The following is an 18,320-nucleotide window of genomic DNA, read 5'->3' as shown; positions in this document are numbered from 1 at the left end:
TTTGGGCGCAGTGCTGCAGTGGTTTTGATTCTCGTGATCGACTTACCTAGCCAACGCCTTCTTCTGATCGTCAATGAGCGAAGGCGTTGGGTCGATGCAATCCGGTCGAGCTCAGAGGCGTGTTGCGTTGAGCTCAGAGGATGTATTTAGTTGCCAAAAGCAAGGGCTAAATCATCTAGCGATAAGTGCCATTTTTTCAGCATGCGGCTAAATACGGCCAGTTCAGCATCGCAAATTTCTTGGTCTGATTTGGCAATATCCAGTGCCAGCGCAGCCAATTGCAGGCGTTTTTGTGGCTCATCAATGGTTTCAAGTAGGTCGTCAATGCGTTGCTTGTCAATTAAGCGAATTTGACCGTTTTCATCGGCTTCATCGCTGATGTCGGCGCAGTAAGCTTGTAGTACTTGGATAAAGCCTTTGCGGGTAATGCCAAGAATTTCATACGCGCGTAAATGCTCTAGTTCTTCGATTTCTTCTGGATCAAAGCTGCCGTCACACATCATTTGCATGACTAAGATTCGTGCCATGGCTTCTGGGCTATTGCTGGGGTACTTTTTCATTTCTATTGTTGCTCCTGGCTTTTTATCGCCTGCCGAAAAAGGACGGGCAGGGCGGTGATTTTTCGTTCGGTATAGCTAAAACAGGCCATGGTTGTTTTTGCTTTAGCAATGGGATGTGTTTGGGTGCTGACATCATAATAAAGTTCAAACCGAGTTTGACTGATTTCGTCAATCCCAAGGCGAATCTGCAACACGTCACCATAAAAGGCTTCGTGTAAAAAAATAACGGCGACATCACTTAAAATTAAACCTGCGCCACCGATGTCAACTTCACTGCGATAACCAAGGTGGGCAAGCCATTGCAGCCTAGCTTCGTGCAGTAAACCCAGTAAGGCATCATGTGCTAAATGCTGACCATAGTTAATATCGGTGATTCGAACCGTAATATTGCACTGAAATAGATTGCACTCTGGTAAGTCGAGTTTAATTCGTGGCATAGTTAGTTTTAAGCATTGATCTTGCTTTGAGTTTAAGCGTGTCAGCGCATTGCTGCAATAAGCTTTACCTTGTAAGGCTAAAGTCGTTATTTTGGAGGAGTTTGCCCTATGTATCAACGTATCTTAGTGCCCGTCGATCACAGTGATACCAGTGCTGCGGCACTACAAGAAGCCAAGCGCCTTGCTGGAGAGCAACGGGCGGTACTTCGGCTGATTCATGTGATTGACCTTGCGCAGTTTGCTTGGAGTGCCAATGAGTTTTTGGATGTGCCGCAATTACAGGCGTCGCTGCGACTTGGTGGACAGGCCTTACTGGATTCAAGAGCCGAAGAGTTGCGAGAGCTCGGCTTAACGGTTGAAGTGAGTTTGCTTGAAATTTGGGGTGGACAGATTGCCCGCACGATTGTCGATGAGGGTGAAAAATGGCATGCCGAATTGCTCGTGATGGGTACGCATGGTTATGGTGGCTTGACGCATCTGTTGCTGGGTAGTGTGGCTGAGGGCGTACTTCGGCATGCTACAACGCCGGTTTTATTGGTGAGAGCGCCTGAGCATGTCGCTTAAAACACAATGGATAGCACCGCTACAGGTGAATGACCATCGGCGAGATATTGCGGGTTTAACGTATGTTTATCCGGTGGTGTCACGCCGTGCTGGTGGGGTTTCGGTCGGGATTAATTTAAATCCAAACAACGCCTGTAATTGGCGTTGTGTGTATTGCCAAGTCCCTGATTTACAAAGAGGCTCTGCACCAGAGATTGCGTTGCCGCAATTGGAGTCGGAGTTGGATTTGATGCTGGCAGAGATTGTCAACGGCGATTTTATGACTCGAGCGGTACCAGACGGTGTGCGCCGACTCAATGACATCGCATTTTCTGGCAATGGTGAGCCGACGACTTCTGCGCAGTTTGCTGAATGTGTGGCCATTGTTGAGCGCGCATTGGATCGCTTTGCGCTGCGTGGACAAATTAAAGTGGTATTAATTACCAACGGCAGTCAGCTCGATAAAGCCCACGTGCAGTTTGCGCTTGAAAAAATGGCGTCATTGCAAGGTGAGGTTTGGTTTAAGGTGGATCGTGCGCCGCAGGATGGTTTTGAATGGGTTAATCAAATTCGTTTAAATCGGCAGCAAATCACGCGCCGTTTGGCGCAAGCGGCTGCTTTGTGCCCAACATGGATTCAGACGTGCATGTTTGCTGTGGATGGGCAGTTGCCCACGGAGGCCGAGTTGCAGGCCTATTTAACGTTTTTGGCGCAGCAAATAGAGGCGGGTGTGAAGCTAAAAGGGGTGTTGCTCTATGGGATTGCGCGTACTTCGATGCAGGCTGAGGCGCCGCAGTTAAGCGCTGCACCCATGGCGTGGATGCAGTGCTTCGCTGAACGAATTATGTCTTTGGGCTTGCCCGTTAAGTTGGCTGCTTAGTGGCTTGCTACTTCATTTTGTTGTGCTTTTTGTAGTAACTCATCCATCAGCTCAGGTCGTTCGCTGCGTAAAAGTTCTAATACTTGAATTTCTTCTTTGCGCAGCTTGGCCAGATCAATGCCTTCGATGTGCACCACACGCAGTAGTTCGGCAACAGGTTTGGGCATGTTGCGGCCACTTTCGTAGCGTGAGCCACCACTTTGCGTTACGCCAATTTGACTCCAGAAGTCTTGCTGGTTCATGCCCAATTGTTTACGGATATCGCGCGGGCTGAATTTCTTGGTCATGTTTGAATCCTTTGTATTGCATGATGATTAGATTTTCTTTCATCATATAAGTCATCAAAGTGAGAAACACGGCACTATTCCATATGATTAATGGTGTCTTATTTACTCGCGTAAAACGATTATTTTTGTTATGCAGATAGATTGATTTGTGAATTGCAGGAATTTCATCAAGTGGGTGATGTATTGCTCTGACTGATCGATGGCGCATGCGCTTGTGAGCAATACGGTCTACTTTGCTTGTCTTGATTTAGGCGAAAAATCTAAATGCAATGTGTGTTTGCTCCGCCGACGTGCCGAGTGTTCATTCTGTTTTGATGCATTCTGTTGTGTAAATCTTACAAAAATAGCGGATCTGTCGTGAATAAGCTGGTTTTTTTTGCTGTTTGAACGGGTTCGTGTTTTCGGCGTAATTTGTCTGCGCGCGCCTTGTTTGTTCTTTGTTAAATTAGTCTTTCGATGCGCTGTCAGTTTTTAGCTGGGTTGATTGGCTTGAAATGACTCAAACCTGCCTTGTTAGCAAGATTGAACGTTGGGTAAATAGGGTATTGCGGCTTGTCGCAATATGCCTTCTGTGCTAACTTCGGGAGTTCCCCGATAGTCTCTTTTGCGATGATTGTTATGGCTCAAACGCTCTACGACAAACTTTGGCAGTCCCACGTTGTGCACGAAGAAGCCGACGGTACTTGCTTAATCTATATTGATCGTCATTTGGTGCATGAAGTGACGAGCCCGCAAGCTTTTGAAGGCTTGAAATTGGCAAGCCGCTTGCCGTGGCGCAACTCATCGGTTGTTGCCACCGCCGATCACAATACGCCCACCAATGAATGGGAAAAAGGGATTCAAGATCCGATTTCTCGCTTACAGGTCGAAACGCTTGACGCCAATATTAAAGAATATGGCGCGTTGGCTTATTTCCCATTTAAAGATTTACGCCAAGGTATTGTGCACGTTGTTGGCCCAGAAAATGGCGCGACGCTGCCGGGCATGACCGTGGTCTGTGGTGATAGCCATACGTCGACGCATGGCGCATTTGCGGCGTTAGCGCACGGTATTGGTACGTCGGAAGTCGAGCATGTGCTCGCTACGCAAACGCTGGTCGCAAAAAAATCCAAAGCCATGTTGGTGCGTGTTGACGGCCAAGTCGGTCGTGGCGTGACCGCCAAAGACGTCGCTTTGGCGATTATTGGCAAAATTGGCACTGCGGGTGGCACGGGTTTTGCGATTGAGTTTGGTGGCGAAGCGATTCGTGCCTTGTCGATCGAAGGCCGCATGACGCTGTGCAATATGGCGATTGAAGCGGGCGCTCGCGCTGGGATGGTGGCGTGCGACCAAAAAACCGTTGATTACCTCAAAGGTCGCCCTTTTGCGCCAACGGCTGAGCAATGGGATGCGGCGGTTGCCAATTGGAAAAACCTTGTTTCTGACGACGACGCGGTGTTTGACGCCACCGTTGTGTTGCAAGCAGCAGATATTGAGCCACAAATCACGTGGGGCACGTCGCCTGAGCAAGTACTGGGCGTATCTGGCTGTGTGCCAGACCCTGCGGTGCAAGCTGATGCCACTAAGCAGGGTAGTTACGCACGAGCCTTGCAGTATATGGGCTTGGCGGCCAATACCCCCCTTACTGATATTAAAATTGATAAAGTATTTATCGGTTCCTGTACCAATAGCCGGATCGAAGACTTACGTGCGGCGGCGGGTGTCGTTGCCGGCAAGAAGAAAGCCGATAGCGTGAAACTGGTGCTGATTGTGCCAGGCTCTGGTTTGGTCAAAGCGCAAGCCGAAGCTGAAGGGCTGGACAAAATCTTTATCGCCGCCGGTTTTGAGTGGCGTGAGCCGGGTTGTTCGATGTGTTTGGCGATGAATGCTGACCGTTTGGAATCAGGCGAGCGTTGCGCGTCAACGTCAAATCGTAACTTTGAAGGTCGTCAAGGGCAGGGCGGACGCACGCATTTGGTCAGTCCAGAGATGGCGGCGGCGGCGGCGATTGCGGGTCATTTTGTTGACATTCGCACTTTCGCCTAAGGAATAATGATGAAATTATTTTCCGTTCTGGTCGTCGCACTGCTGCTGTTAACGGGCTGCAATACGATGGCAGGCTTTGGTAAAGACTTGAAAAAAGTCGGTAATGAAATAGATCAGGCAGCGACAAAATGAAGGCATTTATCTCTTTGGATGGCTTGGTGTGTGCGATGGACCGAGCCAACGTCGATACCGACGCGATCATCCCTAAGCAATTTTTGAAATCAATCAAACGCTCAGGCTTTGGGCCCAATCTGTTTGATGAATGGCGTTATCTCGATCACGGCGAGCCGGGGATGGATAATAGTCAGCGCAAGCTCAATCCTGAGTTTGAATTGAACTTGCCGCGTAACCAAGGCGCGCAAGTGCTGTTGGCGCGCGATAATTTTGGCTGCGGTTCTTCGCGCGAACACGCGCCGTGGGCAATTGAAGATTTTGGTTTCTGTGCGCTGATCGCGCCTAGTTTTGCCGATATTTTCTTTAATAATTGCTTTAAAAATGGTTTGTTGCCGATTGTGCAGCCAGCAGCCGTGATTGATCAATTATTTGCTGAAGCCAAAACTGAAGGTTACCGCTTAAAAATCGACTTGGCTGAGCAAACCATTACGACGCCAAGCGGCGAGGTGTTTGCGTTTGATGTGACCGAGCATCGTAAGCATTGTTTGCTCAATGGCTTGGATGAAATTGGCCTGACATTGGCCCATAGCGACAAAATTAAAGCGTTTGAAGCTCAGCATCAAGCGGCGCAGCCTTGGCTGTTTGTTAAATAAATATTGAACTGTGGCGCGTCGATGATTTTGCGCGCGTTATCGGAATGGGTAATGAATTTCGACTGCGGTATCGACTGTCAGGTCGATCTGGTCAGCGGCCTGCCGTGTCATGATGAGTTAGTCGTAAACGCAATATTACGCAATATTTAATTCGGGCTTGTTGATCGGTATTTTTTTAGACTGAATCAATATTGTTATTCGAATTTTATCGTATCCTTTTAGAGTCAAAATTAATTTTGGAAAGAAAATCAATGATCTTGCATAAATTTAAAAATCAAAGCGATTTAGATCGTGCAGCAGCAGATCTAATTATTGCCATGGTGCGTGCAAAACCAAATGCAGTATTGGGTATGGCCACTGGCGGAACGCCAGTGGGTTTGTATCAAGAAATCGTTAAAACCTATCAATCAGGCTTAGTGAGCTTTGCGCAAGCAAAAACATTTAACTTGGATGAGTATGTTGGTTTGCCAGTCACGCATCAAGAAAGTTATCGCAATTTCATGCAGCGTAATTTGTTTGATCACATTGATATTCAAGTTGCTAACACACATGTGCCTGATGGCAATGCGGCTGATATTGATGCTGAATGTCGTTTGTATGACAAAATGATGTTTGAACAAGGTCCAGTTGATCTGCAATTATTGGGTATCGGTGGTAATGGCCATATTGGTTTTAATGAGCCAGATAGCCAATTGTCACGCGGTACTTATCAAGTCACTTTAAAAGAAGAAACGCGCGAAGCCAATAAGCGTTTCTTTAACCATATCGATGAAGTGCCAACCCAAGCAGTAACGATGGGTATGGGCTCGATTATGCAAGCTAAAGTGATTTTGTTGGTCGTTAAAGGCCAAGAGAAGGCTGAGATCTTAGATCGCACACTCAATGGTCCTATCACCACGCAAGTGCCTGCATCTTTGTTGCAAACGCACCCACGCGTCATTGTCATGACCGACTGCGATGTGAACTACAAAGTATCGTATTAATTGTTTCGAATGAATTAAAAAGAGGGGCTAGCCCCTCTTTTTCTACGTTTAAAAATTAAAAACAAAATACCGCGAGAACAGCATGAAAGTATTGATCCTACCCGGCGATGGCATTGGCCCAGAAATCGTAGCGCAAGCTAAAAAAGTGCTCACTGTTTTAAAAAATGATGGCTTAGATTTGGAATTACAAGAAGCGCCTCTGGGCGGTGCCGCTTATGATCAATACGGTTCACCTTATCCAGAGTTTACGCAAAAATTAGCGCGTGAAGCCGATGCGATCTTGCTTGGCGCGGTGGGCGGCCCGCAATACGACACATTGGATCGTCCATTACGCCCAGAGCGCGGTTTGCTGGCGATTCGCAAAGACCTAAATCTATTTGCCAATTTGCGCCCAGCCATTTTGTATCCAGAGCTGGCCAATGCGTCGACCTTAAAGCCTGAAATCGTTTCGGGTTTGGATATTTTGATTGTGCGTGAATTGACCGGCGATATTTATTTTGGCCAGCCACGCGGTATTCGCGTAAATGAGTCCGGTGAGCGTGAAGGCTTTAACACCATGCTGTACGCTGAAAGCGAAATTCGCCGCATTGGTCATGTCGCGTTTCAAGCGGCGCAAAAACGCGGTAAAAAATTGTGCTCAGTCGATAAAGCCAATGTGCTGGAAACGACTGAATTCTGGAAAGAAATCATCAGTGATATGGCCAAAGAATATCCTGACGTTGAGCTCAGCCATATGCTGGTTGATAACGCAGCGATGCAATTGGTTAAAGCACCGAAGCAATTTGACGTAATCGTCACCGGCAATATTTTTGGTGATATTTTGTCGGATGAAGCCTCGATGTTAACCGGCTCGATTGGGATGTTGCCAAGCGCATCGCTGGATGCCAACAATAAAGGCTTGTACGAGCCAAGCCATGGCTCGGCGCCGGATATCGCGGGCAAAGACGTGGCGAATCCATTGGCGACAATTTTGTCGGTGGCAATGATGCTGCGTTATACATTTAACAATGAAGCAGCGGCGCAGCGCGTCGAAAATGCAGTTAAAAAGGTGTTGGCGCAAGGCCTGCGTACTGGCGATATTTTTGAGGTAGGTACCACACGCGTTTCTTGCTCAGCAATGGGTGATGCGGTTGTGGCTGCTTTGTAATTTGTAATAGTTTGTCGGTTAATAAAAAGCCCCGCCGCAGATTGCGATGGGGCTTTTTATTGCGGATCAATATGTCTAACTAGAGCATTTCTGCTGCGTAATCGGCCAAGCGTGAGCGTTCGCCTCGGGTTAAGGTGATGTGCCCTGAGTGGCCCCAGCCTTTAAAGCGATCAACAACAAAGGTTAAGCCTGACGAGCCTTCGGTGAGGTAGGGCGTATCAATTTGGCTAATATTGCCAAGGCAAATCACTTTGGTGCCGGGCCCCGCGCGGGTGATTAGGGTCTTCATTTGTTTTGAAGTTAGATTTTGTGCCTCGTCGATGATGAGGAATTTTTTAAGGAAAGTTCGGCCACGCATAAAGTTAAGTGATTTCACTTTGATGCGTGAGCGAATTAAATCGCGGGTTGCTGCGCGCCCCCAGTCGCCCGCTTCGGCGTCGGTTTGGTTCAGTACGTCCAGATTGTCCTCAAGCGCCCCCATCCACGGCATCATCTTTTCTTCTTCGGTGCCGGGTAAAAAACCAATGTCTTCACCGACCGGTACCGTTACGCGGGTCATGATGATTTCGGTGTAGATTTTGGACTCAAGGGTTTGTGCTAAGCCTGCAGCCAGCGTGAGTAAGGTTTTCCCGGTGCCGGCTTGTCCGAGTAGAGAAATAAAATCAATATCGGGATTCATTAATAAGTTTAATGCAAAGTTTTGTTCTCGATTACGCGCGGCAATACCCCAAATGGCATTTTTGCTGTGGCCATAATCTTTTAGGCTTTCGAGGACTGCGGTTTTACCTTCGATGCTAATCACTCGCGCCTGCATCGGCGTTTCACCCGATTGAAATAGCAGCTGGTTGACATACAGGTCGACAACATCAGGACCTTTGATTTTCCAGTAACTGCGATTGCCTTCTTGCCAGCTTTGTAAATCTTTGCTGTTGCGCTCCCAAAATGGCTGATCAATTTCGCGCATGCCGTTGTAAAGCAGGTCAGTGTCTTCGAGGACTTTGTCGTTAAAGTAATCTTCTGTTGCTAGCCCTAAGGTGCGGGCTTTGATGCGCATATTGATGTCTTTGGACACCAAGATGACTTGTCGATTGGGGTACATCTGCTGCAGATGGTGCACGACGCCTAAAATTTGATTGTCAGCTTTACCCATCGGTAATTGTGCCGGTAAGACGCTGGTAATGGCCTCGGTTTGTAAAAATAAGCGACCCGTGGCTTGCTCTTTGCTGGTGGCAGTCAGTGAAACACCCTCATGCAAATTGTGTTCCATCCCCGCGACGAGCTCTTCCATAAAACGACTGGCTTGCCGAGCATTTCGGGCGACCTCGGTTAAGCCTTTTTTGTTGGAATCCAGTTCTTCAAGCGTCATCATCGGGACAAAGACATCATGCTCTTGAAAGCGGAAAATCGAGGTGGGGTCATGCATCAACACATTGGTATCTAGTACAAAGAGTTTGCTGTCACTGGGGGCTTTACGTTTACGGGCGGCCATGATGCACTCCTGATCGTGTGAGACTGTGTTTGAGGATGAGTGTTAGAGCGCTTAGTCGTGTTACGTGGGTTGAAAAAAAGCGGCCATAAGGCCGCTGCTGGTATTACGGTGAGGGCAGGCTTTGCACAACAGCCAAAACTTGCGCCGCATGGTTGGGGACTTTTACGCCGCGCCATTCTTGAATGATCTGGCCGTTTTGAATCACAAACGTACTGCGTTCAATGCCGCGAACTTGCTTGCCATACATGTTTTTGAGTTTCATGACGCCAAATGCCTCGCAAGCGATTTCATCGGGATCGGAAATCAGCTCAAAAGGCAGGGCTAATTTGGCTTTGAAGTTTTCGTGGCTTTTTAGGCTGTCACGACTTAGGCCAAAAATAGCGCAATTGGCAACTAAAAATTGTGGGTATAAATCTCGAAAATCGCTGGTTTCGGTGGTGCAGCCGGGGGTGCTATCTTTGGGGTAGAAAAACAATACGAAGCGCTGATTGCTTAGGTTTGCAGTATCAAATACGACATTGCCAGTCCCCGTCAGTGTGAGGGTTGGGCAAGGGCTTAAACTCATGAATTACTCCGCAGGGTTGATGGATGATGCTTACTTTATTGTCGGCAATCTCAGGTATTTGAGCAAGGTTTGTGAGTGCAAAATACAAAAAATGCCGAAGTGGCGCAATTAAGTCGCATTGCTGAGTACAAGCCCTTAGCGGTGCCGCTGAATAACGTTACAATACGGCTAATAATGGTCACATCTGAATGACAGGGCTGTGACAAACCTGCACCAATTACAATGAGTACACACTATGAGCATTAAGTCGGATAAATGGATACGCAAAATGGCACAAGAACACGGCATGATCGAGCCGTTTGTTCCAGGTCAGGTGAAAGAAGTGAATGGCGAGCGCATCGTATCGTACGGCACTTCAAGCTATGGCTACGATATTCGCTGTGCGGATGAGTTTAAAGTGTTTACCAACATCAACTCAACGATTGTTGATCCAAAGAATTTTGACGAAGGTAGCTTTGTTGATGTGTCAGGCAAGGGCTATTGCATTATTCCGCCAAACTCATTTGCGCTGGCGCGGACGGTGGAATATTTCCGTATTCCACGCAATGCACTGACCATTTGCTTGGGTAAATCGACCTATGCACGCTGCGGCATTATTGTGAATGTGACGCCATTTGAGCCGGAATGGGAAGGCTATGTGACGTTAGAATTTTCTAACACCACGCCATTGCCAGCCAAGATTTACGCTAATGAAGGTGTGGCGCAAGTGTTGTTCTTTGAAGCCGATGCCGATGATGTGTGCGAAACCAGCTACGGTGATCGCCAAGGGAAGTATCAAGGGCAGGTTGGCGTGACGTTGCCACGCACCTGATTTGTGTCGGGCGAGCTTAAGGCGAATTTTTATCTTGAATCAAGGCGTCATCGATGAGTCATAGCTATAAACAGTTGGTGCAAGACATCAGCGGAAAACTCCGTGAATTTGCTAAAGAAATCCCCGAAACGCAACAGGGTTTTATGCAGACAGCGAAGGCGACGCATACTGAGGGCGCCTTAAGTAAAAAGCACAAAGAGTTAATGGCGATGAGTATTGCCATTGCGGCGCGTTGCCAAGGTTGCTTGGGTTTTCATGCCCAAGCGTGCGTCAAGCTCGGTGTAACGCGCGCTGAATTTATGGAAATGCTGCAAGTGGCGATTTATATGGGCGGTGGCCCTAGTGTGATGACAGGGGCTGAAGCTTTACTTGCTTTTGAAGAGTATGGCGGTCAAAATTCCGCAATATAAAGTATGCAGAGCAATACCCTCGTGCACTCGATGTAAAAAAACACGATCCATTGAGATGGATCGTGTTTTTTTATGCATTGATAACACGACAAAGATTAATCTTTGGTGCTCGTTTTAAATTCACTCGCCGCCCGCAAAATGCCGCGCATGATGTCGAGTTCTTCACGCTCCATTTGGGCGCGTACAAATAAACGACGTAAGCGCGGCATCAGCCGTTTTGGCGCATTGGGTTTCAAGAAACCTATCGTGAGTAATACTTCTTCGAAATGCTCAAAAAACAGCTCAACCGCTTGATGTGGGGCGCGCTCTCGATTCTCTTCTAGGTAGCGAATGTCGTCGTAGCCTTCATCAAAACAGGCTGTGCGCAATTCATACGCCAAGATTTGCACCGCTTGCGATAGATTCAAACTGGAATAATCAGGGTTAGTTGGAATCGTCACGCGGCGGTTGCATTGTTCGAGCTCGGCAATGGTTAGTCCACTGGTTTCTGCGCCAAAGACCAGTGCCACAGAAGCGCCAGTTCTGGCCGCTTGGACGAGTTCAGGGGTGAGTTGGCGCGGGGTTTGTAGTGGTTGCGATAGCTCGCGACGGCGGGCGGTCATTGCCACTTGTAAGGTTGTACCTTCCAGCGCTTCGGTCATCGACGTGACCACTTTGGCATTGGCCAAAATGTCGCGCGCACTCGAGGCAAGCGCATCGGCCACTTCAGATGGGAACTCTTTGGGGTTAATTAAATAGAGTTGGGTTAAGCCCATGGTTTTCATGGCGCGGGCCGTTGAACCAATATTTCCGGGGTGGCTGGTGTGCGATAAAACAACACGGATGTTGGATAAGCAAGCAGTTTCATTCATTTGATTTGATTCTTTATTCATAATCGGGTTTATACTTTTGCGCGAGACGGGTAGAATGCGTCCTTAATATATCTGATCTTTTTTAATAGTGAGAAGTCATGCATCCAATGCTGAACACTGCGGTGCGCGCTGCGCGTCGCGCCGCCACCGTTATTCAACGTGCGTCGAATAATTTAGACTTAATTACCCCAGAAAAAAAAGGTCATAATGATTTTGTTTCTGAGGTTGATCGTGCAGCAGAACAAGCCATTATTGATACTATTTTAGAGGCGTATCCCAATCACGCGATTTTAGCAGAGGAGTCGGGTAGTCGCGGTAACTCTGAATACGTTTGGATTATCGATCCGCTTGATGGTACTACAAATTTCTTGCATGGCTTCCCACAATACGCCATTTCTATTGCGCTTGAGCACAAAGGCGTGATCACGCAAGCCGTGGTTTACGACCCAAATCGTAACGATTTGTTCACGGCGACTCGTGGCGTTGGCGCATTCTTGAATGATCGCCGTATCCGCGTTTCTAAAGTACGTGAATTGTCAGATGCATTGGTTGGCACTGGCTTTCCGTATACCAAATTCAATAATTTAGAAAACTACCTGAATATTTTCCGCGATATGGCACAAAAAGCCGCTGGCGTGCGCCGTCCGGGCGCTGCTGCGCTTGACTTGGCTTACGTAGCTTGCGGCCGTTTTGATGGTTTCTTTGAGTTTGATTTGAAACTCGTTGATATCGCTGCGGGTACTTTGCTGGTGCAAGAAGCCGGTGGCTTGGTGACCGATCTCAATGGCGAAGAAAAATTCCTCGTTTCTGGAGACGTATTGTGCGGTACGCCCCGCGTATTTGGCCAAATGTTATCGTTGATTCGTGGTCATTTAAAATAAATTAGATCCAGTGTTTATGGCTCTCCGACTCGCCTGGTTATATCGATGGCGACCGGTTGTGGGGATAACACACTGGCACAGGTATTTAGGCGATTGCCAAATCGAAAACGGGTTCTCTTAGGAGGGCCCGTTTTGCTATGGGTATTTGCGTATAGCCCATATCATTCGCTGATTAGATTAAAATACCCTCGTTTAACTAAACTGAGTGAATGTCCTTGAAACTTGATCATGCCACATTGGAGTCTTTACGCCGCTCGCACCCTGCGTGGCGTCTTTTGGTGGCAGTGAACGCGCCCTTGATGGTTAGCTTTTTGCAGCGTGCGTTTGTATTGCCCAATGTGCGCTCGATTTCGCAGCCAGATTTGCTCGAGATGCTCGACGATGAACTGTATGCCCTGCGTGAAGTTTTGGGACGTGATGCTTACCCTAAGTCAGCGCAAGCTTATTTAAATGATTGGGCGGCCAATGATGCGGGGTGGTTACGTAAGTTTTATCCAGCAGGCTCGGACGAGCCGCATTTTGATTTAATGCCAGCCACCGAAAAAGTGATTGCTTGGTTAGTGGGGCTGACTGCGCGTACTTTTGTCGGCACAGAGTCACGGTTGTTGACCTTGTTTGATTTGCTGAAACAAATCTGCGACGGCGCCGAAACAGATCCTAAAGCACGGCTGGCTGAGTTATATAAACAGCGTGCGGCGCTGGATCGAGAAATCGTCCGGATTCAGCGCGGTGATATTCCATTACTTGACGACACGTCAATTCGCGATCGTTTCCAGCAGTTTTCCCACTTGGCGCGTGAATTATTAGCTGATTTTCGTGAGGTTGAGCATAACTTTCGTGACCTTGATCGTCGCGTGCGCGAGCGAATTGCATTGTGGGATGGTAGTAAGGGCGCGCTGCTCGAAGAAATTATGGGCGAGCGCGATCTGATTGCCGACTCTGATCAAGGTAAAAGTTTTCGCGCGTTCTGGGATTTAATGATGTCGCAATCGCGGCAAGATGAATTGACGCAAATGCTGGATAAAGTGCTGCAATTGCCGTCTATCCATCCGCTCAAGCCCGATGTGCGAACGCGGCGCATTCATTATGATTGGCTCGAAGCAGGGGAATATACCCAGCGCACCGTTGCGCAACTTTCGCAGCAATTACGCCGATTTTTGGATGACCAAGCCTATTTAGAGAACCGGCGAATTATGGACATCTTACAAAGTATTGAGCGTCACGCTTTAGCGGTGCGCGATGCTCCGCCGATTGGCGAGGTGATGTTGGTGGCCGAAACCGCCGCCAGTATCACACTGGCGATGGAGCGACCTTTATATCGTCCTGCGTTGAAAATGCGGTTGAATCCGGTGCAATTGTTGGCGGGCGCAGAAGACATCGACGCCGGCGCGCTATTTGGTCAATTTGTGATCGACAAAGCGCGTTTAAGCCGTAATGTGCGCCTGGCTTTGCAAACAACGTCACAAATTACTTTGCATGCCTTGCTCACCAGCTATCCATTAGAACAAGGTTTGGCAGAATTGGTCTCGTATTTGCAATTGGCCGCAGATGATCCCAAAAGCCTCATCGATGAATCAACTTACGATGTATTAGTGTGGCGTGCTTTGGATGGCAGCGGCAAACAAGTGCGACTGCCGAGCGTGATTTTTGTGCGTTAACGGTGGTTATTTTTAAGGCGTAAGGAAAAATGCAAGAACAGATCGTGATGGATGGTGGCAACAATCAATTATCTAAGCTGCTGATCGTGTTGCTCAAAGGGGTGTTGTATCAAGAGCAAGATGCGCTACTGTGGGCTGATTTGCAGCGTATGGTCGCTGCGGTACGTGATTATATTGCGGTATTGGGCTTAGAGCTGGTGCTCGATGAGGCCGAAGGGTATGCGTTTTTACGTTCACGCGTCGCTGAGGATGACGATGATGCCAAACTGGCGCGCTTGATCGCTCGGCGGCCGTTGTCGTTTCCGGTGAGTCTGCTGTTGGCACTGCTACGCAAAAAACTCGCCGAATCGGATGCGGGCGGCGGGGAAACACGGCTGATATTATCCCGGGATCAGATTGTCGAGCTGATTCGTGTGTTTTTACCTGTCGGCAGTCACGACACCAAATTGATTGATCAAGTTGAAACGCATTTAAAGCGCATTGCCGAATTGGACTTTGTTCGCATTTTGCCGCGCGCCCAGCCAGATCAAGCGCAAATGTATGAAGTACGGCGAATCTTGAAAGCCTTTATCGATGCGCAATGGCTAGCTGAATTTGATGCGCGCTTGGCGGTTTATCGTCAGCAATTAGAAGGGCATGCCGATGAATGAGGCGAATTTAGATTTTATTGGCGACGATGCCCTATCGGGTTTTCGTTTGCAGCGCTTAGAAGTCTACAACTGGGGGACATTTACCGATCAGGTTTGGCAGCTGCAGCTGGGTGGACACAATGCGCTGCTGACCGGCGATATTGGCTCGGGTAAATCTACCTTGGTCGACGCGCTCACCACCTTATTGGTTCCTGCGCAGCGTATTGCTTACAATAAAGCGGCGGGGGCCGATAGTAAGGAGCGTTCTTTGCGCTCGTATGTGCTCGGACATTATAAGTCCGAGCGTAATGAAGGTACGGGAGTCGCCAAAGCGGTGGCGCTGCGCGATGCGAGTGCGTATTCGGTGGTTTTAGGCGTTTTTTATAATGCCGGTTATGATCAAACCGTCACCTTAGCACAAGTGTTTTGGCTGAAAGACGCGCAACAACCTGCGCGTTTTTTTCTGGTTGCCGATCAGGACTTGACAATAACGCGTGATTTTTCTGGCTTTGGTCATGATATTAATCAGTTGCGCAAACGCTTGCGGCAAACGGGGGGCGAGTTGTTTGACACATTCCCGCCGTACTGTAGTGCGTTTCGGCGGCGTTTTGGCATTGAAAACGAGCAGGCGCTGGCGTTGTTTCATCAAACCGTATCCATGAAATCGGTCGGTAATCTGACTGATTTTGTTCGTAACCATATGCTCGAGCCGTTTGATGTTGCGCCACGAATTAGTGCCTTGATTCATCACTTTGAGGATTTAAGCCGGGCGCATGCATCGGTTTGCAAAGCGAAGCGGCAAGTTGAGCGTCTAAAGCCCATGGTGGCCGATTGTGACCGATACGCTGAAATTGTCGCCGATGTTGAGCAAACACGGGGTTATCGCGAGGCGCTGAAAGCGTATTTTGCGCAGCTGAAAGCCGATTTGTTGACAAAGCGCAGTGCTGCTTTGCAGTTGGAGCTGCAGCGCGCGCAGCAGCAAATCCAAAAGTTGAGCGCACAAAAAGAGTCGCAATACAGCGACGAGCGTGCCTTGCAGCGCAATATTGCCGATCGCGGTGGTGATCGAATCGCCAGTTTGAGCGATGAAATTCGGCTTAAAGACGCAGAAAAAACGGCGCGTTTTAATCGCGAACAGCGGTATGTCGAGTTGGCGCAGTGCGTTAACGGCACACGGGTTGAAACTGCGGCTGCGTTTTTGGCACAGCAACAGGCCTGGTTGGCCTTGGCTGCTGTGGCGCAACAGCGTGAAGATTTAGTGCAAAATGATTTGATTGAAACCGGCTTTAAGTTGGCTGAGCAAAAGAAAGAACATCAAAAATTATGTGATGAAATCGATAGCTTAAAAGTGCGGCGCAGCAATATTGATTCGCAACAAATTTCTTTACGTATGTCGCTGTGCACGGCTCTGGGTATTGCGGAGAGCGAGATACCCTTTGCAGGTGAATTGATACAAGTTCGCGAAGAAGACAAAGATTGGGAGGGCGCGATCGAGCGGATGTTACGTAGTTTTGGCCTGTCTTTATTGGTGCCGGAGATTTACTACAGCCAAGTCGCGGCGTGGGTTGAGCGCACATCGCTGCGTGGGCGTTTGGTGTATTTTCGTGCGCGGCCATCCGCACGGCGTGAAATGCCCGTGCTGCATGCTGATTCTTTGGTCAAAAAATTGGCGCTTAAGCCTGACTCGGCATTGTACGATTGGTTAGAGCGCGAAGTTGCACAACGTTTTGACGTGGCCTGCTGTGCGACGCAAGCGCAATTTAAGCGCGAGACGCGGGCCATGACCCGTGCCGGGCAAATCAAATCATCGGGCGAGCGGCATGAAAAAGATGACCGTTTTCGGCTGGATGATGCCAGCCGTTTTGTGTTGGGCTGGCGTAATGCGGCCAAAATCACCGCTTTAGCCGGCCAGCAAGCGACACGTGAAGCCCGAATGATTGACTTGGGGCGCAAAATAAGTGCGCTACAGAGCGAGCAAAAAACACTCAAAACACAACTGGATGCGCTGTCAAAGCTGGCAGAATATCGCGATTTTACTTTACTCGATTGGCGAGAGTTGGCGAGCCAAATTGCCATCCTGAGTGAGCAATTAAGCGCGTTGGAAGGGGCTTCGGATGTGATCCGCTTACTGAGCGAGCGCGTGAAAACCCTACAGGTTGAGATTGGCGATACTGAAACCCGCTTGAGCTTAAAAAATAAAGAATTAGGCAGCGTGGAAGAAAAAATCAGCAGCGCGCAGCGGATGTTGGCGGATCTGCAGCTGATTTTTGATTCCGATAATTACGTAGGGTATCAGTCACTATTCGTTGATTTAGAAGCCCTACGCATCAATACCCTGCCAGAGCATGTTTTGTCGGTCGAGTCTTGCGATCAGCGCGAACAAGATTTACGCCAGTGCTTGCAGGCTAAAATTGATACTGAGGACGCTAAAGGTCGTCGATTGTCAGACAAAATCATCAAGATGATGAGCGCGTATAAAACCGAATTTCCGCTGGACACCGATGAGGTGGATGCCAATGTCGCGGCAGCGGATGAGTATCGGCAGATGTTGGCCCAATTAAATGCTGACGATTTGCCGCGTTTTGAGGCAAGGTTTAAGAGTTTGCTCAATGAAAACACCATCCGTGAAGTGGCCAATTTCCAGTCGCAATTGGCGCGTGAGCGCGAAACGATTAAAGAAAAAATCAGTTTTATCAATCAATCGTTAACGCAAATTAATTACAACGAAGGCCGTTATATTGTGCTCGAAGCGGCGCTGACGCCCGATGCCGATGTGCGTGATTTTCAGGCCGAGTTGCGAGCCTGTACCGAGGGTGCGCTGACTGGGTCCAATGATGTGCAGTATTCGGAGCAACAATTTAATAAAGTGAAGCAAATTATCGACCGTTTTCGTGGCCGAGAAGGGGTGGTCGAGCTCGATAAACGCTGGATGAGCAAAGTCAGTGATGTGCGAAATTGGTTTGTGTTTTCTGCGAGCGAGCGTTGGCGCGAAGATGATAGCGAGCATGAGCATTATTCTGATTCTGGCGGTAAATCCGGTGGGCAGAAAGAAAAGCTGGCGTATACGATTTTGGCGGCGAGTTTGGCGTATCAATTTGGACTGGAATGGGGTGCCGTTCGTTCGCGCTCGTTCCGCTTTGTGGTGATTGACGAGGCGTTTGGTCGCGGCTCGGATGAGTCGGCGCAGTATGGTCTGAGCTTATTTAAGCAGCTGAACTTACAGTTGTTGATTGTCACGCCGCTACAAAAAATTCATATCATCGAGCCATTTGTCGCTAGCGTTGGTTTTGTGCATAACGACGACGGTAAATCGTCCAAATTGAGAAATTTGAGTATTTCGGCGTATCACGCCGAAAAAGTGCGGCAAAAAACTGAAGTCTAGCGCCGGTTTGCGCAT

At 48.6% G+C, this 18,320-nt stretch carries 19 protein-coding genes; 13 read left to right on the top strand and 6 right to left on the bottom strand.

The window, feature by feature from the left end:
- Positions 1–146: 146 nt before the first annotated feature.
- Together LG219_RS03085 and LG219_RS03080 are read right to left on the bottom strand one after the other, a co-directional pair.
- Positions 147–560 (bottom strand): tellurite resistance TerB family protein, encoded by a 414-nt coding sequence (locus LG219_RS03085; protein ID WP_226763071.1) that lies wholly within the window; start codon positions 558–560, stop codon positions 147–149.
- 2 nt (positions 561–562) lie between these two features.
- Positions 563–997: an acyl-CoA thioesterase gene (locus LG219_RS03080; RefSeq protein ID WP_226763070.1), complete on the bottom strand. Its 435-nt coding sequence runs from the start codon at positions 995–997 to the stop codon at positions 563–565.
- Positions 998–1,105: 108 nt separating this feature from the next.
- Here LG219_RS03080 and LG219_RS03075 point away from each other — a divergent pair, with 108 nt between their 5' ends.
- Together LG219_RS03075 and LG219_RS03070 are read left to right on the top strand one after the other, a co-directional pair.
- Positions 1,106–1,561: a universal stress protein gene (locus tag LG219_RS03075; protein ID WP_226763069.1), complete on the top strand. Its 456-nt coding sequence runs from the start codon at positions 1,106–1,108 to the stop codon at positions 1,559–1,561.
- Positions 1,551–2,420 carry a radical SAM protein gene (locus LG219_RS03070; protein ID WP_226763068.1) on the top strand — a complete coding sequence of 290 codons (870 nt, stop codon included), beginning with the start codon at positions 1,551–1,553 and terminating at the stop codon, positions 2,418–2,420. The genes LG219_RS03075 and LG219_RS03070 overlap by 11 nt, the downstream gene beginning before the upstream one ends.
- Here LG219_RS03070 and LG219_RS03065 read toward each other — a convergent pair.
- Positions 2,417–2,707, bottom strand: a complete 291-nt coding sequence (locus tag LG219_RS03065) for a helix-turn-helix domain-containing protein (RefSeq protein WP_226763067.1) — start codon at positions 2,705–2,707, stop codon at positions 2,417–2,419. The genes LG219_RS03070 and LG219_RS03065 overlap by 4 nt on opposite strands.
- Before the next feature lie 609 nt (positions 2,708–3,316).
- Here LG219_RS03065 and leuC point away from each other — a divergent pair.
- The 5 genes from leuC to leuB all read left to right on the top strand — a co-directional run bounded on the left by leuC (position 3,317) and on the right by leuB (position 7,629).
- Complete coding sequence (gene leuC / locus LG219_RS03060; RefSeq protein WP_226763066.1) at positions 3,317–4,732, top strand: 3-isopropylmalate dehydratase large subunit; 1,416 nt, start codon at positions 3,317–3,319, stop codon at positions 4,730–4,732.
- 6 nt (positions 4,733–4,738) lie between these two features.
- Positions 4,739–4,864, top strand: coding sequence for an entericidin A/B family lipoprotein (locus LG219_RS03055; RefSeq protein ID WP_226763065.1), 126 nt, complete (start codon positions 4,739–4,741; stop codon positions 4,862–4,864).
- Complete coding sequence (gene leuD, locus LG219_RS03050) at positions 4,861–5,499, top strand: 3-isopropylmalate dehydratase small subunit (RefSeq protein WP_226763064.1); 639 nt, start codon at positions 4,861–4,863, stop codon at positions 5,497–5,499. Before LG219_RS03055 ends, leuD begins: the two co-directional genes overlap by 4 nt.
- Positions 5,500–5,750: 251 nt before the next feature.
- Positions 5,751–6,482 carry a glucosamine-6-phosphate deaminase gene (gene nagB / locus LG219_RS03045; protein ID WP_226763063.1) on the top strand — a complete coding sequence of 244 codons (732 nt, stop codon included), beginning with the start codon at positions 5,751–5,753 and terminating at the stop codon, positions 6,480–6,482.
- A gap of 82 nt (positions 6,483–6,564) precedes the next feature.
- On the top strand, positions 6,565–7,629 hold the full coding sequence (leuB, locus tag LG219_RS03040) for a 3-isopropylmalate dehydrogenase (RefSeq protein WP_226763062.1): 1,065 nt from the start codon (positions 6,565–6,567) through the stop codon (positions 7,627–7,629).
- A gap of 79 nt (positions 7,630–7,708) precedes the next feature.
- On the opposite strand, the gene LG219_RS03035 is transcribed toward leuB, so the two are convergent.
- Together LG219_RS03035 and LG219_RS03030 are read right to left on the bottom strand one after the other, a co-directional pair.
- A complete protein-coding gene (locus tag LG219_RS03035) occupies positions 7,709–9,118 on the bottom strand; it encodes a PhoH family protein (RefSeq protein ID WP_226763061.1) in 1,410 nt (469 codons plus the stop codon).
- 103 nt (positions 9,119–9,221) lie between these two features.
- A complete protein-coding gene (locus tag LG219_RS03030) occupies positions 9,222–9,683 on the bottom strand; it encodes a peroxiredoxin (RefSeq protein WP_226763060.1) in 462 nt (153 codons plus the stop codon).
- 235 nt (positions 9,684–9,918) lie between these two features.
- Here LG219_RS03030 and dcd point away from each other — a divergent pair, with 235 nt between their 5' ends.
- Positions 9,919–10,494 carry a dCTP deaminase gene (gene dcd, locus LG219_RS03025; RefSeq protein WP_173533884.1) on the top strand — a complete coding sequence of 192 codons (576 nt, stop codon included), beginning with the start codon at positions 9,919–9,921 and terminating at the stop codon, positions 10,492–10,494.
- Positions 10,495–10,547: 53 nt separating this feature from the next.
- Entirely contained in the window at positions 10,548–10,904 is a 357-nt protein-coding gene (locus LG219_RS03020) for a carboxymuconolactone decarboxylase family protein (protein WP_226763059.1), read from the top strand.
- A 95-nt stretch (positions 10,905–10,999) separates the two neighbouring features.
- On the opposite strand, the gene LG219_RS03015 is transcribed toward LG219_RS03020, so the two are convergent.
- Positions 11,000–11,755, bottom strand: coding sequence for an RNA methyltransferase (locus LG219_RS03015; protein ID WP_226763058.1), 756 nt, complete (start codon positions 11,753–11,755; stop codon positions 11,000–11,002).
- A gap of 98 nt (positions 11,756–11,853) precedes the next feature.
- Here LG219_RS03015 and LG219_RS03010 point away from each other — a divergent pair, with 98 nt between their 5' ends.
- The 4 genes from LG219_RS03010 (at position 11,854) to LG219_RS02995 (ending at position 18,305) form a co-directional block, all read left to right on the top strand.
- The gene (locus LG219_RS03010; RefSeq protein WP_173533886.1) at positions 11,854–12,636 is read left to right on the top strand and encodes an inositol monophosphatase family protein; all 783 of its coding nucleotides are present in this window, start codon (positions 11,854–11,856) and stop codon (positions 12,634–12,636) included.
- A gap of 209 nt (positions 12,637–12,845) precedes the next feature.
- Complete coding sequence (locus LG219_RS03005; protein ID WP_226763057.1) at positions 12,846–14,294, top strand: DUF3375 domain-containing protein; 1,449 nt, start codon at positions 12,846–12,848, stop codon at positions 14,292–14,294.
- A 29-nt stretch (positions 14,295–14,323) separates the two neighbouring features.
- A complete protein-coding gene (locus LG219_RS03000; protein ID WP_226763056.1) occupies positions 14,324–14,944 on the top strand; it encodes a DUF4194 domain-containing protein in 621 nt (206 codons plus the stop codon).
- Positions 14,937–18,305, top strand: a complete 3,369-nt coding sequence (locus LG219_RS02995) for an ATP-binding protein (protein ID WP_226763055.1) — start codon at positions 14,937–14,939, stop codon at positions 18,303–18,305. Before LG219_RS03000 ends, LG219_RS02995 begins: the two co-directional genes overlap by 8 nt.
- Positions 18,306–18,320 lie beyond the last annotated feature (15 nt).

The sequence above is a fragment of the Deefgea salmonis genome (assembly GCF_020531905.1).
GTDB classification, from domain to species: domain Bacteria; phylum Pseudomonadota; class Gammaproteobacteria; order Burkholderiales; family Chitinibacteraceae; genus Deefgea; species Deefgea salmonis.
Note: the sequence above shows the minus strand (reverse complement) of the source record. Positions and strands in the feature narration are given on the sequence as shown.

What these genes read in the sequence shown, in the direction of transcription:
- LG219_RS03085 (WP_226763071.1), bottom strand. Translation starts at nt 560, where the DNA reads ATGAAAAAGTACCCCAGCAATAGCCCAGAAGCCATGGCACGAATCTTA.
- LG219_RS03080 (WP_226763070.1), bottom strand. Translation starts at nt 997, where the DNA reads ATGCCACGAATTAAACTCGACTTACCAGAGTGCAATCTATTTCAGTGC.
- LG219_RS03075 (WP_226763069.1), top strand. Translation starts at nt 1,106, where the DNA reads ATGTATCAACGTATCTTAGTGCCCGTCGATCACAGTGATACCAGTGCT.
- LG219_RS03070 (WP_226763068.1), top strand. Translation starts at nt 1,551, where the DNA reads ATGTCGCTTAAAACACAATGGATAGCACCGCTACAGGTGAATGACCAT.
- LG219_RS03065 (WP_226763067.1), bottom strand. Translation starts at nt 2,707, where the DNA reads ATGACCAAGAAATTCAGCCCGCGCGATATCCGTAAACAATTGGGCATG.
- leuC (WP_226763066.1), top strand. Translation starts at nt 3,317, where the DNA reads ATGATTGTTATGGCTCAAACGCTCTACGACAAACTTTGGCAGTCCCAC.
- LG219_RS03055 (WP_226763065.1), top strand. Translation starts at nt 4,739, where the DNA reads ATGATGAAATTATTTTCCGTTCTGGTCGTCGCACTGCTGCTGTTAACG.
- leuD (WP_226763064.1), top strand. Translation starts at nt 4,861, where the DNA reads ATGAAGGCATTTATCTCTTTGGATGGCTTGGTGTGTGCGATGGACCGA.
- nagB (WP_226763063.1), top strand. Translation starts at nt 5,751, where the DNA reads ATGATCTTGCATAAATTTAAAAATCAAAGCGATTTAGATCGTGCAGCA.
- leuB (WP_226763062.1), top strand. Translation starts at nt 6,565, where the DNA reads ATGAAAGTATTGATCCTACCCGGCGATGGCATTGGCCCAGAAATCGTA.
- LG219_RS03035 (WP_226763061.1), bottom strand. Translation starts at nt 9,118, where the DNA reads ATGGCCGCCCGTAAACGTAAAGCCCCCAGTGACAGCAAACTCTTTGTA.
- LG219_RS03030 (WP_226763060.1), bottom strand. Translation starts at nt 9,683, where the DNA reads ATGAGTTTAAGCCCTTGCCCAACCCTCACACTGACGGGGACTGGCAAT.
- dcd (WP_173533884.1), top strand. Translation starts at nt 9,919, where the DNA reads ATGAGCATTAAGTCGGATAAATGGATACGCAAAATGGCACAAGAACAC.
- LG219_RS03020 (WP_226763059.1), top strand. Translation starts at nt 10,548, where the DNA reads ATGAGTCATAGCTATAAACAGTTGGTGCAAGACATCAGCGGAAAACTC.
- LG219_RS03015 (WP_226763058.1), bottom strand. Translation starts at nt 11,755, where the DNA reads ATGAATGAAACTGCTTGCTTATCCAACATCCGTGTTGTTTTATCGCAC.
- LG219_RS03010 (WP_173533886.1), top strand. Translation starts at nt 11,854, where the DNA reads ATGCATCCAATGCTGAACACTGCGGTGCGCGCTGCGCGTCGCGCCGCC.
- LG219_RS03005 (WP_226763057.1), top strand. Translation starts at nt 12,846, where the DNA reads ATGTCCTTGAAACTTGATCATGCCACATTGGAGTCTTTACGCCGCTCG.
- LG219_RS03000 (WP_226763056.1), top strand. Translation starts at nt 14,324, where the DNA reads ATGCAAGAACAGATCGTGATGGATGGTGGCAACAATCAATTATCTAAG.
- LG219_RS02995 (WP_226763055.1), top strand. Translation starts at nt 14,937, where the DNA reads ATGAATGAGGCGAATTTAGATTTTATTGGCGACGATGCCCTATCGGGT.